Raw genomic sequence first — 14,121 nt, forward strand, 5'->3', positions numbered from 1 at the left:
TAATCGGCGCCTTTAGGGCCCGGCACACTTTCCGGACCCAGGCCAGAATGCTCATATTCTTTTCGGTTATTCCCCTTTTAGCCAATATTGCCTACAATTTTTTCCCCCAGGCATTACAGGGAATAGAAATAACCCCGGTCATGTTTAGCATTACCGGCATACTGATGTTTTTTGCCCTGTTCTATTACAAGCTGCTGGACATAACCCCCATAGCCTGGGAGACCTTAATAGACGGGCTAAATGAAGGAATCCTGATATTGGATAAACAGAACCGTGTCGCTGACATAAATAATACTTTTAGGGATATGCTGCACTTGGATAAACCAGCTATTGGCACCCCGGTATGCGATATTTTAGCCGCCTATCCCGATATAAAGAAATTTGTAGGCCGAAAGGACCCTTCGCGCCAGGAAATATCCTTGCTTCAAAAGGGAAAGAAATATTTTTTCCTGTTTGAAAAATCCTATATCTATGACCAGAAAAATGAGTACAGGTTAGGCAGCATCATCATTGCCAGGGATATTACCTTTTATCGAAAGGCCCAGCAGGAAATCCTGCAAAGTGAAGAAAAATTCAGAACCCTGTTTGAGCAATCCCTGGACGGCATATACATTACCACTACTGAAGGAAAGTTCATAGACTTAAACCAGTCCTTGGTAAATATGCTGGGTTATGGGCAAAAGAAAGACATACTATCCTTAGATAGGGCCTCCCGCTTGTACCTGCACCCCGCCGATTGTCCGGAGCCGGAGCAAAACAACCAGGTGTTTGTTACCCAGCTAAAGAAAAAAAATGGGCGCATCATTGACGTAGAAATAAGTTTTTCAGTAATCCATGACCAGGATCAGCCCAAATACTGCCAGGGTATAGTAAGGGATATCACTGAACGGAAGAAGATTGAAGACCAGCTAAAATACCTTTCTTTTCACGACCAGCTAACCGGACTGTATAACCGTAACTATTTTGAGCAGGAAATGAAAAGGATTAATAAAGATATAAGCCGGTTTATGCCGGTAACCGTACTTTCTGTAGATATTAACAACCTTAAGGTTATAAATGACCGGCAGGGCCATCCCCGGGGAGACCAATTGATTAAAAAAGCAGCTGAAATATTGGCCGGGATGGTAAGAAAAACAGACATACTGGCCCGGGTGGGGGGAGATGAATTTAATGCCATCCTGCCCGATACTTCCAAGGAGACAGCCATAGCCCGGCTGGGTAATCTGGAGCAGACACTGAAAGAATATAATCAAAATTCTATTCAAATGCCTTTAAGCATGGCCATAGGGTTGGCTACAACCCAGGAAGATGAAAAAAACCTTTTGGAGGTTATAAGAAGATCTGACCGCAGAATGTATGCCCACAAGAGGATGGCTAAATCCAGGGACCTGAATGCTAATTAGCCCCTTTTCCGGTAAGCACCGCTTTTACCGTAACCAGCACTATCTTGGTGTCCAGCCATAAACCCATATCCCTTACATAAGCAGCATCGTATTCTACCTTGTCCGGTATACTCAAGCTGTCCCTGCCAGAGATCTGGGCCAGTCCGGTAACCCCCGGCCTTACCCGGTCCACCCCTTTTTCTTTCCTGAGCTTAATTAATAGGTCCTGGTTGTAAAGGGCGGGACGGGGACCCACAAAACTCATATCTCCCTTTACTATATTAACCAGCTGGGGAATTTCATCCAGGCTTACCCGGCGCAAAAAAGTTCCCAGCCTGGTATTGTATTTTTCCTGCTCCTTCATCTGGTCGGTAGGTATATCAGGTGTGCCTTCCTTCATGGTGCGGAACTTAAAAATAGTAAAATAGGCGCTTCCCAGTCCCACCCTTTTCTGGGTAAAAATAATTTTACCCTTGGAATCCGTAGCAATGGCTATTGGAATTATTACCCACAGGGGTATAAAAATTATAAGAAGTAAAACGGAACCGATGATATCTAGAAAACGCTTAAAAAATTTGTAAACCATTACTGCTTGTACCACATCTTGTTTTGGTCAAATTCAGGTATAACCTTCTTTAAATCCTTAAACAGGTTATCATAATCATACAGGGTGATTTCCTTTTCAATATTAAACAGGATATTAATCATCTCATCTTTGTTGGCCAGCCCATTATTCTGGGCCATAAAAATAGAAGGAAAATCAGTAGTAACCAGCTCTTCGTCATGGCAGGTAAGCTCCTCATCCAGCTTTTCCCCGCTCCTTATGCCCGAATAGGAAATCTTTATATCCCTATCCGGTATAAGGCCGTATAGCCTTATCATATTCTTGGCCAGGTCCAGTATATTTATAGGCTCGCCCATATCCAGGACATAGATTTCTCCTCCCTGGCCCATGACACAGGCCTGTATTACCAGCTGGGAGGCCTCTGATATGGTCATAAAGAAACGGTTCATATTGGGATGGGTGACCATCACCGGACCGCCTTTTTCTATCTGGTTTTTAAATATGGGAACCACGCTGCCCTGGCTGCCCAGGACATTTCCGAACCTAACTATGATATAGGCGGTATCGCCTGCCTTGGACTTAGACACCAAATATTTTTCAGCCAGGGTTTTAGACAGGCCCATTACACTGTTAGGGTTAACCGCCTTATCAGTAGACAGCATCACAAATTTTTTAACTCCGAATTCCGAACATATCTTGGATAAGGATTTAGTGCCTACAAAATTGTTTTGCAAAGCTGCCTCAGGATTAAGCTGCATCAAGGGAACATGCTTGTAAGCTGCAGCATGAAAAACATAATCAGGCTTGTATTTTTTAAACACCCCCCGGATGCTGTCCTTGTGCCGTATATCAGTAACAATGGGTATGGCACTGAAGAAATTATGCTCATTGGTCAGTTCCTGCTCTATTAAAAACATGTTGTTCTCTGAATGGTCCACCATAATCAGCCTGGCCGGCTTGAACCTGATGACCTGCCTGCAGATTTCGGAGCCGATGGACCCCCCTGCCCCGGTAATCAGGATGGATTTACCTTCAAACTCGGAAAAGATGGCTGAATAATCAATCTTGACCGGCTTTCTGCCCAGGATATCTTCAATCTGTATATCCCTTACCTGGTACAGGTGGGCCTTGCCGTCAATTATCTCATACAGGCTGGGTAAAGTTTTGCACACTGCCCCTTCTTCCCGGGCTTTGAAAGCTATCTCTTTACGTATCTCACCTGAAGCAGAAGGCATGGCGATAATTACCTCGTCTACTGAAAGCTTCTTTATAAATTTCTTAATTTCCTGGGTTTTTCCCACTACCTTAATGCCATGTATCTGCTGTCCCAGCTTGGCCTTGTCATCATCCAGGAAACCTACCGGCTGATACTGGGTATTTTTCTGCCTTATCATTTCCCTGGCAATCATTTCTCCCGCATCCCCGGCCCCGATGATAAGGGCCCTCTTTTTCCGGGTATATATACTTCCAAACTTAAGCTCATTAAAAAGCCGGGCTGAATAGCGGGAAGTGGCAACCATAATCAGGGTAAGCAGAAAATCAATAATAAGGATACTTTTGGGAAAATAGGGAGTTTCAAAAATATAGAAGACAAAAATCATAATAGCCGCACTTAAGGCCAGGCACTCTATTATGGTGATAAATTCCCTGAAGCTGGCATACTTCCATATTTTCCTGTACATGCCAAATATGGCAAATATCAGCAGCTTGACCCCGATAATAATTAGGGTATATTCCCATACATAAGCAGAATATTGGGGTGGCAAAGACTCCAGACCGGCCAGTGTAATCTGTCCCCTTAAATAAAAAGACAGGGTAAAGGCGGAAAAGAATATTAATATATCCAGGAAAACCTGGATCACTATATTTTTTATCTTAGAAAAATTCATGAAATCAGTTAATATTATCCAAATAATCCTGGCCTACCACTATGGCAATATCAGAATCGGCGCCATATTCAGATTCAAACTTATCCTGCTGGATCTGTATTTTTTCATAGCTGTCCAAAACCAAAGCCACCTGGTCGGCCTGCTCCTTGTTCTCCTGGGTATAATATATAACAGTTTTTTCATAATTGAAACTATCAGCATTGGCCATCTCTGAAATCTTAAACCCATACACTCTCAAATAAGAGCTCATCCTGGAAGCTACCCCGGAAATGCCATTACCATTGGCTATAAATATCCTGGTTTCAGCAGCAATTGATTTGTCCACCGTCTGGCCTACATCCACATTGATCTCCAGGGGGGTTACCCCTTCCGCCGAAAACCAGGACACCCGCTCATGCACCAGGTCATACTGGAGAACGTATCTGCCCGGCTCCTCCGGAGAATACACCATTATGTCCTGCTCCAGCTCCTGGCCGGGTTCCAACTGTTGTATATGGAGCCTGCGGCCGTTATCCCACATAACCGGCTCCCTGGTATCCCGGTCTATCCAGTGATACCCTAAATTAATCTCCAGGTCGGGGTTGTTTTCCCAAACCATGGAGCCTGTATTTTTTACCCATATGGTAACCGGATACTTCTCCCCCGGCTTCATATAGGAAGGAGTGGTATTAAAGTCATCATACAGGGCAGCATAATCCACATCCACTGCTACCAGTTTCTCATAAGGAGGTACGCCCTGGTAGGAAAACCAGGTTACATTTTCCTGCACCATATCTACCTGAAGCATATAGCGGCCGGAATCGGAAGGGGCCTGTATATTAAGCTCAAAAGTCGCTTCCTGGCCGGGCTCCACTGTTTCTAAAGGCAGAAAAGCCCTTTCCCCGTCAAACACCACCATCTGCCTGTTTTCAAAATCTATCCAGTGGTAGCCCAAAAAGAATGCTTCCTGTTTACCGTTTCTCTCCCAGGTCACTGCCCCCGTATTTTTTACTTTTACCTTAAACTTATAGGTAAGATTAGCCGACATGGAATCGGGCAATGCAGTTACTTCACTGTAAGCAGCATTATATTTAGAAGCCGGCTCCCCGGCCAAAACCCTTTTCCACATGGCCCGGGCTTCTTCAATATCCGGTATCTGCACTGATATGGTACCGTCCTCTATCCAGTCAGCGTGGGAAGGTATGATGGCGGTCTGGAACTTTTCCCCATTAAAAGAAAGGGCGGCCTTGGAATACCGCAGTATAGTCATGACATCCAAATCGGTCCTGGTGTTGGAAGCCAGTATGTTAAAGTAATAGGGTACATCGGTTACATACTTTAAATTAAGTTTCTGCTCCACCAAAGCCTTAAATATCTGCTGCTGCCTTTGTATACGGCCGATATCCCCCAGCTCGGTAGAGCGGTCCCGGGTATAGGCTAAAGCCTGTTCCCCGGTAAGATGATGGGTTCCGGGAGAAAGAAAGGTTCCGCTTTTTTCATCCTCCAGAGGCCTTTCCACAGTTATATCTATTCCATCTACCGCATCCAGTATCTCTACAAAACCGTTAAAATCCAAGGTTATGTAATGATTTATATTGGTATCCAAAAAATCTGATACAGTCTTTATCATAAGCTCTTCCTGCCCGTAAGCATAAGCAGCATTAATCTTGTCTTCCCCATAACCCGGTATCTCCACTAAAGTATCCCGGGGGATGGAAAGAAGCGTTCCTTCCACCTTGACCGGATCCAGGTAAAGCAGCATGATGGTATCCGCCCTGCCTGCCTCCTGGTCGCTATCCCTGCTGTCCCTTCCCAAGATAAGCACAGTTATAGGTTCCTGGGGGGATTCAATAGGGGTAAGTATGCTTTCCACCTCTGAAGTAGTGCCTTCATTTATGGTCTGGTTTAAGGAATTTATATAATAGAAAAATACCCCCGTTGCCGCTCCCGCCAGCACTATCAGGCTGGCAAATACAATAATTAACACTCTCCCGTAGCGGGGGATTCTAAAAAACCATCTTTTTTTTATTTGCTCCATATCACCTATACCTTTTTAATATCTGCTCCCAGGCCCTGTAATTTTTTATCTATTCTCTCATATCCCCTCTCAATATGGTATATATCCATAACCTCGGTTATGCCTTCTGCCGCCAGACCAGCCAGCACCATAGCCGCCCCTGCCCTCAAATCGCAGGCTGTGACCGGGGCCCCCGAAAGTTTTTCTGAGCCCCTGATAATAGCATGGTGGCCGTCAATCTTTATATCCGCTCCCATCCGGTTCAGTTCATCCACATACATAAAACGGTTTTCAAATACATTCTCAGTTATAACCGATACCCCGGGAACGGTAGCCAGCAGTACCGCAATGATAGGCTGCAGGTCAGTAGGAAAACCGGGATAAGGCAGGGTGCTTATATGCACCGGCTTTAATTGCTGGCCCGGGCTTACCCTTATCCTGTTCTCAGCTGCTACCTCTATATCTATGCCAATTTCTTTTAATTTAAGTAAAAATATTTCCAGGTTGCGGGCTGATGCTCCCACCACTTCCACCTGCTGGCCGCATAAGGCGGCCGCAGTAATAAAGGTGCCGGCCTCTATGCTGTCCGGCATAACCTCATAGGCAGTACCTTTAAGCTGGTCTACCCCCCTTATGGTAATGCTGTCAAACCCGGCTCCTTCAATATCAGCTCCCATGGATTTTAGAAACCGGGCCAGGTCCACTATTTCCGGCTCCCGGGCGGCATTATTGATTACGGTTTCCCCTTCTGCCAAACAGGCCGCCATCATAATATTTTCAGTAGCTCCCCGGGAAGGGAAATCCAAATCTATTAAGGCCCCTTTAAGCTTTCCGGAACCATTGCTGACCTTAGCATGCACATAACCGTGCTCCATATAGTTTTCAGTGCCCATAAACTCAAATCCCTTTAGATGAAGATCGATTTGCCGGGACCCTATATTGCACCCCCCGGGTATGGCCACTTTCACCTTCCCAAAACGGGACAGCAAGGGCCCTGCTACCAGTATGGAAGCCCTCATCTTTTTTACCAGCTCATAGGGTGCTTCTACGCTGTCTACAGAGTCCGGACCGATGGTCATGACACCCCGGGCCTGATCGAAGTCCACCTGGGCCCCCAGGGTGCGCAGCACCAAAGCCATAGTATTAACATCTTCTATCTGGGGGACTTTTTTTAAGGTAGTTTTACCGGTAGCCAGCAGTGCCGCTGCCATAAGTTTTAAGGCGGAGTTTTTAGCGCCGCCTACTTCTACTATACCGCTAAGTTTTTTTCCGCCATTTATTACAAATTTTCCCATATATATCCTGTCATATTTAAAGTATTGGATATTATAGCAAATTAGAGGCCTAAAAAAAATAAAAGGTACCTTAAATCCGCCAAGGGGCCCGGCAGTTTGCCTGTATGACTCATTTGGTATATATTTAACTAAAATAATTTCAAGGAAATTAAGTAATGCTAACCCTGGAATATTATAACCTGGTAGAAAAATTAAACCAACTTATAGAAACAAAACAGTGGAGGGAAATAAAGGAGCTTTTGGCTGACATTCCCCCTGCCGATTTTGTACACCTGCTGGATGATTTTGACCATGAGACCGGGCTGGTGCTGTTCAGGCTGCTCCCCAAGGAGGAGGCGGTAAAAGTATTTGCCCAGCTGGAAGCAGCCGACCAGGAACAGCTGCTGGCCAACCTGGGAAGCCAGAGGGCCAAGCAGATAGTATTAGACCTTCCCCCCGATGACCGCACCGAGCTGTTTGGGGATCTTCCCGGAAATGTTACCCAGAAACTGCTAAACATCCTTCCTGCCCCGGAAAGAAGGGAAGCCCTGGCCCTTCTCTGCTATCCGGAAAGAAGCGTGGGCCGGCTAATGACTCCCGATTACGTGGCAGTAAAATCCTTCTGGACCGTGGACCAGGCCTTGAAGCATATAAGGAGGATGGGCAAAGACGCAGAAACCATTGATATTATCTATGTAGTGGACGGCGGCTGGCACCTGGCTGACAGCATCCCTTTAAGGAAGCTGATACTGGCTGATCCCCACCAGAAGATAGAAGAGGTTATGGATTACAAATATATTTCCCTTCATGCCGACCAGGACCAGGAAGAAGCAGTAAAGATCATGAGGGACTCCGATCTTACCGCCCTGCCCGTAACCGACCACCAGCAGGTGCTGATGGGTATAGTTACCGTAGATGATATACTGGATATCCTGGAAGAAGAAACCACTGAAGACTTCCAGAAGGTAGCCGGTGTATCCCCGGTGGGAATCAAATATACTTCCGCCTCTTCGGTCACCCTGTATGTAAAAAGGATAGGGTGGCTGGCCATACTTATGGTAGCCGGCTTTATATCCTCTACCATAATATCGCATTTTGAGGCCTCCCTGAACTCGGTAATTGCCCTGGCCTTTTTTATACCGGTATTAATCGGTACCGGAGGTAATACTTCCACCCAGTCTTCCACCCTGATTATCAGGGCCTTATCCACCGGTGAACTTACGGTAAGGAAATGGTTCTATGTGGTAAAAAAAGAACTGCTAACCGGACTGCTTCTGGGAATATCCATGGGAACAGTATTTTTGCTGAGGGTTGTTATTTTAAGGGAAGGCCTGCTGCTGGGCATAACCCTGGGGCTGGCCGTGGTAGCTATTATAATGATAGCCAACCTGCTGGGAGCCCTGCTGCCCATACTGCTTACCAAACTAAGGCTGGACCCAGCCGTAATCAGCAGCCCCCTGCTCACCACCGTAGTGGATGCCCTGGGACTGCTAATCTATTTCTCCATAGCCGCCCTGATATTCAGCCTTTAGCCGGCTTTTGCTATAATAAAATAAAAAAGGGGAAACCATGCAGATCAAACTGGAAAAAAATCAAACCCACATAAACCAGCTGGTAGAAAAATTTATAACACCTGCTGAAAAGATTAAGGCAGTATATGAGCAATCCTACACCATGGACGGCTCAGTTCAGACCAAGGTTCACCTGCTTACCACCAAAAAAATTATATATGTGGAGTTTTTAAAAAATGATGCCTTCATCAAATGCTATCCCCTGCACAATCAAATCTCCTACCAGATAGAAAGACAGGCAGAAAAAGACCTTCTTAATGTAGATAATATAATAAGCATAAAAATAAGGGTGTCCCCTGATGCCAGCATAATATTCAGGTTTGACCATCAGCTGGACCGCTCCCACTATATCACCACCCTGTCCCAGGAAAAACAGGAGGCATACCAGTTTTTGCTTAAGCTAAACCAGCTGCTGGCAGAAATCTAGCTATTTTTTAAGCTTCCTTAAAGCAATGATGGCTTGTACCACCTTCTTGGTTTCTTCCGTTATTTCCTGCACTATATCATGTTTTTTGCCTACTTCCTGTACCGCTTTATGCCGGTCCTGGTAGGTGGTAGGAATAGCTTTTCCGGTAAGTATATTGGCATTATTGTTAAAAAACTCCATATAGCCTTTCTGTACCGCAATAAAGACTTCTTTTGGCCCCTGCTTAAACTTTACAATGCCTGTATCCAGCTGGCACACTATAGGGGCATGCTCCGGAAGTATGCCCAGGCTGCCCTTTACTGAAGGCACACTTACCAATTCCACCTCGTCTTCAAATACAGTCTCCTCGGGGGTAACAATGGAGGCATGGATAAGCTTAGCGGCCATTTTCTTCCTCCTGTTTTAGCTGCACTGCCCTCTCCTCTGCTTCTTCAATACTTCCGATCATGTAAAAGGCAGCTGCCGGCAGGTTATCATATTTTCCCTCCAATATGGCCGTAAATCCCTTTACCGTGTCTTCTACCTTTACATATTTTCCCTGCTTGCCCGTAAACTGTTCGGCTACAAAGAAAGGCTGGGAAAGGAAACGCTCAATCTTGCGGGCCCGGTTCACTATCAGCTTATCTTCTTCTGATAGTTCATCAATGCCCAAAATGGCAATAAGATCCTGCAGTTCCTTGTTTTTCTGCAGGCATTCCTGTACCTGGCGGGCCACTTTATAGTGCTCCAGCCCTACCACTTCCGGATCCAGGATCCGTGAAGAGGAAACCAGGGGATCTACTGCAGGATAAAGCCCCCGTTCTGATACTTCACGGGACAGCACCACCGTAGAATCCAGGTGGGTAAAGGTGGTAGCCGGCGCGGGATCGGTTAAATCATCTGCCGGTACATAAATAGCCTGCACCGAGGTAATAGAGCCGGCATCAGTAGAGGTAATCCTTTCCTGCAGCTCCCCCATCTCGGTAGCCAAAGTGGGCTGGTAGCCCACCGCCGAAGGCATCCTGCCTAAAAGGGTGGACACTTCCTGGCCGGCCTGCACAAACCTGAAAATATTATCTATAAACAGCAGAACATCCTTTTTTTCCTGCTCCCTGAAATATTCAGCTACAGTCAAGGCAGACAAAGCTACCCTCAGCCGGGCTCCCGGAGGCTCATTCATCTGCCCGAATACCAAGGCAGTTTTATCCAGTACCCCTGACTGCTTCATCTGAAGCCATAGGTCATTGCCCTCCCTGGTCCTTTCCCCCACTCCGGCAAATACCGACAAGCCTCCGTGCTGGGTGGCAATATTGTGGATAAGCTCCATGATAATTACGGTTTTGCCCACCCCCGCCCCGCCAAACATGCCTATTTTTCCTCCCTTAACAAAGGGGCAAAGGAAATCTATAACCTTGACTCCTGTTTCCAGCAGCTCGGTTTTGGTGTCAATTTCAGTGATGGAAGGCGGCGGCTGATGGATGGGCAGCTTCTTCCCGGTTACAATGATACCGCCATCCATATCCTTGGGCTGGCCCAGCACATCTATAATCCTTCCCAGTACCTCTTTTCCCACCGGAACCTGGATGGGACTACCGGTATTTATTACTTCCATGCCCCGGCTGAGCCCGTCAGTACTGGACATGGCAATAGCCCTTACCCTGCCCTGGCCGATGGACTGCTGTACTTCGGCCACTACTTCCAACCTGCGCCCGCTGCTGTCTTCATCATAGATTTTTAAAGCAGTATAAATATGGGGCAGGGACCCTGGGAATTCAATATCCAGTACCGGTCCCCTGATGCTTACTATTTTTCCCTTGGTTAATCTTTCCATAAGCTCTCTTTCTAACCGTACTTTTCAGCGCCTGAAATTACTTCCATTATTTCAGTGGTAATCTGGTGCTGCCTGCTGCGGTGGTATTGACGGTCCAGCTTCTCTAATAGTTCATCTGAATTTTCCTTGGCCTGGTCCATGGCCACCATCCTGGCCCCCACCTCGCTGGCCGTGGATTCTAAAAGCAGCCGGTACACATAAGTAAAAATATATTCCGGCACCAAAGACCGTATTAAGGTCACCAGGTCCGGCTCATAAATAAAATCAGGAGTAATCCTGCAAACCCTGTTGTCAATCATAACCTCATCTATGCCATAAGCTGCCTGGTCACCCTCATCCATCTTTTCTGACAGGGGTATAGGCAGAATCTGTACCGTTACCGGCTTATGGTGGGCCACACTTATAAATTTGGTATAGCAGATAAGCACCCGGTCCACTTCCCCTACTACATACCTGGAAATTATTTCCCGGGATATCTCCCGGGCATCCATAAATTTCGGCCAGGCAGAAAGGTTCTCATAAACACGGGACAAGGGCTGCCCCTGGTAGGAAAAATAGTTCTTACCCTTGGTGCCGATTACATCCAGGACCACCTGTTTGCCCTGGTTTTGGGCCTTGCCTATTATTTCTTCCATCAATTTAATGACATCACTGTTATAGCTGCCGCAAAGCCCCCTGTCAGAAGTAATCCCCATCACCATCACCGTCTTTTCATTTTCCCTGGGCTTTACCAGCCGGTCATCCAGCAGCTGCTTGCAGAAGCCCAGGTTATAGACAAATTCCTCTATCTTATCAAAAAAAGGCTTTGACTCTTCCAGCCTGCTTAAAGCCTTCTTTATGCGGAAAGAAGCAATCATCCCCATGGCACTGGTAATCTTCTGGGTAGCCTCTACGCTTTCCATACGTTGTTTTATTTCTTTTTCTTTAAGCATATTAGTCCTGGGGTCGGGCAAAGGTTGACACAAACTTATCCAAAGACTCCCTTATCAGGCCCTCGGTCTTTTTATCCATATCCCCGGTCTGGTGCAGCTGCTCTATTACCTGGGGGTAGGAATGGTGCACATAGGCAATATAGTCTTTTTCAAACCTTTCTATATCTTGCAGGCCTACCTCATCCAGGTAGCCCCTGGTTAAGGCAAAAAGTATTAACACCTGGTCTTCGGTTTCCAGGGGCTGGTACTGTTTCTGCTTCAGTACTTCCTCTATCCTTTTACCCCTTTCTACCTGCTTTTTGGTTTCGGCGTGAAGCTCGGTACCAAACTTGGCAAAAGTCTCTATATCCCGGTATTGGGCCAAATCAAGCCGGAGCTGGGCAGCCACCTTTCTCATGGCCGGGGTCTGGGCATCACTGCCCACCCGGGATACCGATATGCTGGGATTTACCGCAGGCCTGATCCCGGCATTAAACATATCCGTATCCAGGTAAAACTGGCCGTCGGTAATGGAAATCAGATTGGTAGGGATATAGCCTGATATGTCTCCCCCCTTAACTTCCACCACCGGAATAGCAGTAAGGGATCCTGCCCCCAATTTATCAGAGAGCTTGGCCGACCGCTCCAGCAGGCGGGAATGCAAATAAAATATATCCCCTGGATACGCTTCCCGGCCCGGAGGCCTCCTTAGCAACAGCGATATTTCCCGGTAAGCTACCGCATGCTTGGAAAGATCATCATACATTATGACCGCATGCTGGCCGTTATACATGAAATATTCACCCATAGCACAACCGGCATAGGGAGCCAGGTACTGTATGGCTGCCGTTTCCTGGGCTCCTGCCAACACTATGGTGGTGTAGTCCATGGAGTCATACTGATGAAGCTTTTCAGCAATTTTGGCTACAGTGGAGGTCTTCTGGCCAATGATTACCAATATGCAATATATTCCCTTATGCCTCTGGTTAAGTATGGTATCCACTAAAATAGCAGTCTTTCCGATCCTGCGGTCCGACACTACCAGTTCCCTCTGCCCCCTTCCCAGGGGCACCAGGGCATCAATAGCCTTAATGCCGGTAGGCAAAGGCTCCTTTACCGGCTGCCGGTCCACTACTTCGGGGGCCTCAAATTCCAGGGGCCTGTACTCTTTAGCTTCTATGGGGCCCTGCCCGTCCAGGGGCCGGCCCAAAGGGTCTACGATCCTGCCCGCCAGTCCTTCCCCTACCGGGACCTGCAGGATCCTGCCGGTTCGGGTTGCCATATCCCCTTCCAGCACGCAGGTAGCATCCCCCAGCACTATGGCTCCAATATGGTCCTCCTCCAGGTTTAAAGCCAGGGCATAGGTGCCTTTTCCAATTTCAAGCATCTCTCCTGCCACCGCATGGGGCAGGCCGGAAATCCTGACAATTCCGTCTCCCGAAGAAAGGACCTGGCCTACCTCGGTAATCTGGGGCCGGGGCCGGTAATCAGACAGCTTGGAAAATATTTCTTCTGATATTTTTCCCGCTTCCATATCAGGAGCCACTGTCTTCTCCTTTTAACTTATCAGCCAGGCGTTCCAGCCTGGTCCTGAGGCTAAAATCATATCTGGTATGCCCTATGTTCAAAATCATCCCTCCCAAAATAGAAGGGTCTATGACTATTTTTATGTCCCCTGATGCTCCTTTCCTGCGGGCTGCTTCTGCTACCTTCTTTTCCAGGTCCCCGTCCAAGCCGGCAGCTACAGTGATATTAGCATCAATAGCTTGTTCATTCATGGTGTTCTTCATCCAGTTCTTTTAAGCTGTCTTCTATCAGCCTCACATGATCTTCCCGGGACACTTCCCTTTCTAAAACCCTGGACGCTGCCTGTATGGCCATATCCACCGCTTTCTGCCTGACTTCAGACCAGGCTGCCTCTTTCTGCTGCCCTATTTGCTCTTGGGCATCCTCCAGCAGTGCTGCCGCTTTTTTTTGGGCCTGCTGCTGCAGCTCCTCTTTTATCTGCAGGGCTTCCTGCTCCCCCTTCTCTATTATCTGCAGGGATTGTTCCCGGGCCTTATCCAGCATCCTCTTTTGTTCTTCCAGCATGGCCTGGGCCTGCTGTTTCTGGCGGTCTGCTTCCTGCAGCGAGCCCTCTATTTCCTTTTGCCTGGCTTCCATGGCACGGTTAACCGGTTTGAGCACAAACCTCCACACCACCAGGGCCAGTATCCCGAAAACGATGATAGACCAGAATATGGTGCTGGACATGGGATTTAATATATTTAATAACTGATCCACTTTTGTTCCACCC

General features: G+C 47.1%; 13 protein-coding genes. 3 read left to right on the top strand and 10 right to left on the bottom strand.

What is annotated here, in order from left to right; all coding sequences use genetic code 11:
* On the top strand, positions 1 to 1,403 hold a 1,403-nt coding region (locus PHN32_05710), incomplete at its 5' end, for a diguanylate cyclase (GenBank protein MDD3777084.1).
* On the opposite strand, the gene PHN32_05715 is transcribed toward PHN32_05710, so the two are convergent.
* Genes PHN32_05715 through murA form a run of 4 tightly spaced genes read right to left on the bottom strand, consistent with a single transcriptional unit; the run spans position 1,396 to position 7,127 of the window.
* Entirely contained in the window at positions 1,396 to 1,968 is a 573-nt protein-coding gene (locus tag PHN32_05715) for a sugar transferase (GenBank protein ID MDD3777085.1), read from the bottom strand. The genes PHN32_05710 and PHN32_05715 overlap by 8 nt on opposite strands.
* The gene (locus tag PHN32_05720) at positions 1,968 to 3,836 is read right to left on the bottom strand and encodes a nucleoside-diphosphate sugar epimerase/dehydratase (protein ID MDD3777086.1); all 1,869 of its coding nucleotides are present in this window, start codon (positions 3,834 to 3,836) and stop codon (positions 1,968 to 1,970) included. The genes PHN32_05715 and PHN32_05720 overlap by 1 nt, the downstream gene beginning before the upstream one ends.
* A 4-nt stretch (positions 3,837 to 3,840) precedes the next feature.
* Positions 3,841 to 5,853 carry an LCP family protein gene (locus PHN32_05725; protein ID MDD3777087.1) on the bottom strand — a complete coding sequence of 671 codons (2,013 nt, stop codon included), beginning with the start codon at positions 5,851 to 5,853 and terminating at the stop codon, positions 3,841 to 3,843.
* Positions 5,854 to 5,858: 5 nt separating this feature from the next.
* The gene (gene murA, locus PHN32_05730) at positions 5,859 to 7,127 is read right to left on the bottom strand and encodes a UDP-N-acetylglucosamine 1-carboxyvinyltransferase (protein MDD3777088.1); all 1,269 of its coding nucleotides are present in this window, start codon (positions 7,125 to 7,127) and stop codon (positions 5,859 to 5,861) included.
* Positions 7,128 to 7,282: 155 nt separating this feature from the next.
* On the opposite strand from murA, the gene mgtE reads away from it, so the two are divergent.
* Both mgtE and PHN32_05740 read left to right on the top strand, forming a co-directional pair.
* On the top strand, positions 7,283 to 8,638 hold the full coding sequence (mgtE, locus tag PHN32_05735) for a magnesium transporter (protein ID MDD3777089.1): 1,356 nt from the start codon (positions 7,283 to 7,285) through the stop codon (positions 8,636 to 8,638).
* A gap of 37 nt (positions 8,639 to 8,675) precedes the next feature.
* Positions 8,676 to 9,104, top strand: a complete 429-nt coding sequence (locus PHN32_05740) for a hypothetical protein (GenBank protein MDD3777090.1) — start codon at positions 8,676 to 8,678, stop codon at positions 9,102 to 9,104.
* Here PHN32_05740 and atpC read toward each other — a convergent pair whose 3' ends face one another.
* Genes atpC through atpF form a run of 6 tightly spaced genes read right to left on the bottom strand, consistent with a single transcriptional unit; the run spans position 9,105 to position 14,108 of the window.
* Positions 9,105 to 9,491, bottom strand: a complete 387-nt coding sequence (gene atpC, locus PHN32_05745; protein MDD3777091.1) for an ATP synthase F1 subunit epsilon — start codon at positions 9,489 to 9,491, stop codon at positions 9,105 to 9,107.
* On the bottom strand, positions 9,481 to 10,914 hold the full coding sequence (atpD, locus tag PHN32_05750) for a F0F1 ATP synthase subunit beta (GenBank protein MDD3777092.1): 1,434 nt from the start codon (positions 10,912 to 10,914) through the stop codon (positions 9,481 to 9,483). Before atpD ends, atpC begins: the two co-directional genes overlap by 11 nt.
* A gap of 11 nt (positions 10,915 to 10,925) precedes the next feature.
* Positions 10,926 to 11,846 carry an ATP synthase F1 subunit gamma gene (atpG, locus tag PHN32_05755; protein ID MDD3777093.1) on the bottom strand — a complete coding sequence of 307 codons (921 nt, stop codon included), beginning with the start codon at positions 11,844 to 11,846 and terminating at the stop codon, positions 10,926 to 10,928.
* A 1-nt stretch (position 11,847) separates the two neighbouring features.
* Positions 11,848 to 13,371 (bottom strand): F0F1 ATP synthase subunit alpha, encoded by a 1,524-nt coding sequence (gene atpA, locus PHN32_05760; GenBank protein MDD3777094.1) that lies wholly within the window; start codon positions 13,369 to 13,371, stop codon positions 11,848 to 11,850.
* The gene (locus tag PHN32_05765) at positions 13,361 to 13,603 is read right to left on the bottom strand and encodes a F0F1 ATP synthase subunit delta (protein MDD3777095.1); all 243 of its coding nucleotides are present in this window, start codon (positions 13,601 to 13,603) and stop codon (positions 13,361 to 13,363) included. Before PHN32_05765 ends, atpA begins: the two co-directional genes overlap by 11 nt.
* Positions 13,596 to 14,108 (bottom strand): F0F1 ATP synthase subunit B, encoded by a 513-nt coding sequence (gene atpF / locus PHN32_05770; protein MDD3777096.1) that lies wholly within the window; start codon positions 14,106 to 14,108, stop codon positions 13,596 to 13,598. Before atpF ends, PHN32_05765 begins: the two co-directional genes overlap by 8 nt.
* Between the last annotated feature and the right edge of the window lie 13 nt (positions 14,109 to 14,121).

Source organism: Actinomycetota bacterium (genome assembly GCA_028698215.1).
In the GTDB taxonomy this organism is placed as follows: Bacteria; Actinomycetota; Humimicrobiia; order Humimicrobiales; family Humimicrobiaceae; genus Halolacustris.

What these genes read in the sequence shown, in the direction of transcription:
- mgtE (MDD3777089.1), top strand. Translation starts at nt 7,283, where the DNA reads ATGCTAACCCTGGAATATTATAACCTGGTAGAAAAATTAAACCAACTT.
- PHN32_05720 (MDD3777086.1), bottom strand. Translation starts at nt 3,836, where the DNA reads ATGAATTTTTCTAAGATAAAAAATATAGTGATCCAGGTTTTCCTGGAT.
- PHN32_05725 (MDD3777087.1), bottom strand. Translation starts at nt 5,853, where the DNA reads ATGGAGCAAATAAAAAAAAGATGGTTTTTTAGAATCCCCCGCTACGGG.
- atpC (MDD3777091.1), bottom strand. Translation starts at nt 9,491, where the DNA reads ATGGCCGCTAAGCTTATCCATGCCTCCATTGTTACCCCCGAGGAGACT.
- PHN32_05740 (MDD3777090.1), top strand. Translation starts at nt 8,676, where the DNA reads ATGCAGATCAAACTGGAAAAAAATCAAACCCACATAAACCAGCTGGTA.
- atpD (MDD3777092.1), bottom strand. Translation starts at nt 10,914, where the DNA reads ATGGAAAGATTAACCAAGGGAAAAATAGTAAGCATCAGGGGACCGGTA.
- murA (MDD3777088.1), bottom strand. Translation starts at nt 7,127, where the DNA reads ATGGGAAAATTTGTAATAAATGGCGGAAAAAAACTTAGCGGTATAGTA.
- PHN32_05715 (MDD3777085.1), bottom strand. Translation starts at nt 1,968, where the DNA reads ATGGTTTACAAATTTTTTAAGCGTTTTCTAGATATCATCGGTTCCGTT.
- atpG (MDD3777093.1), bottom strand. Translation starts at nt 11,846, where the DNA reads ATGCTTAAAGAAAAAGAAATAAAACAACGTATGGAAAGCGTAGAGGCT.
- PHN32_05765 (MDD3777095.1), bottom strand. Translation starts at nt 13,603, where the DNA reads ATGAATGAACAAGCTATTGATGCTAATATCACTGTAGCTGCCGGCTTG.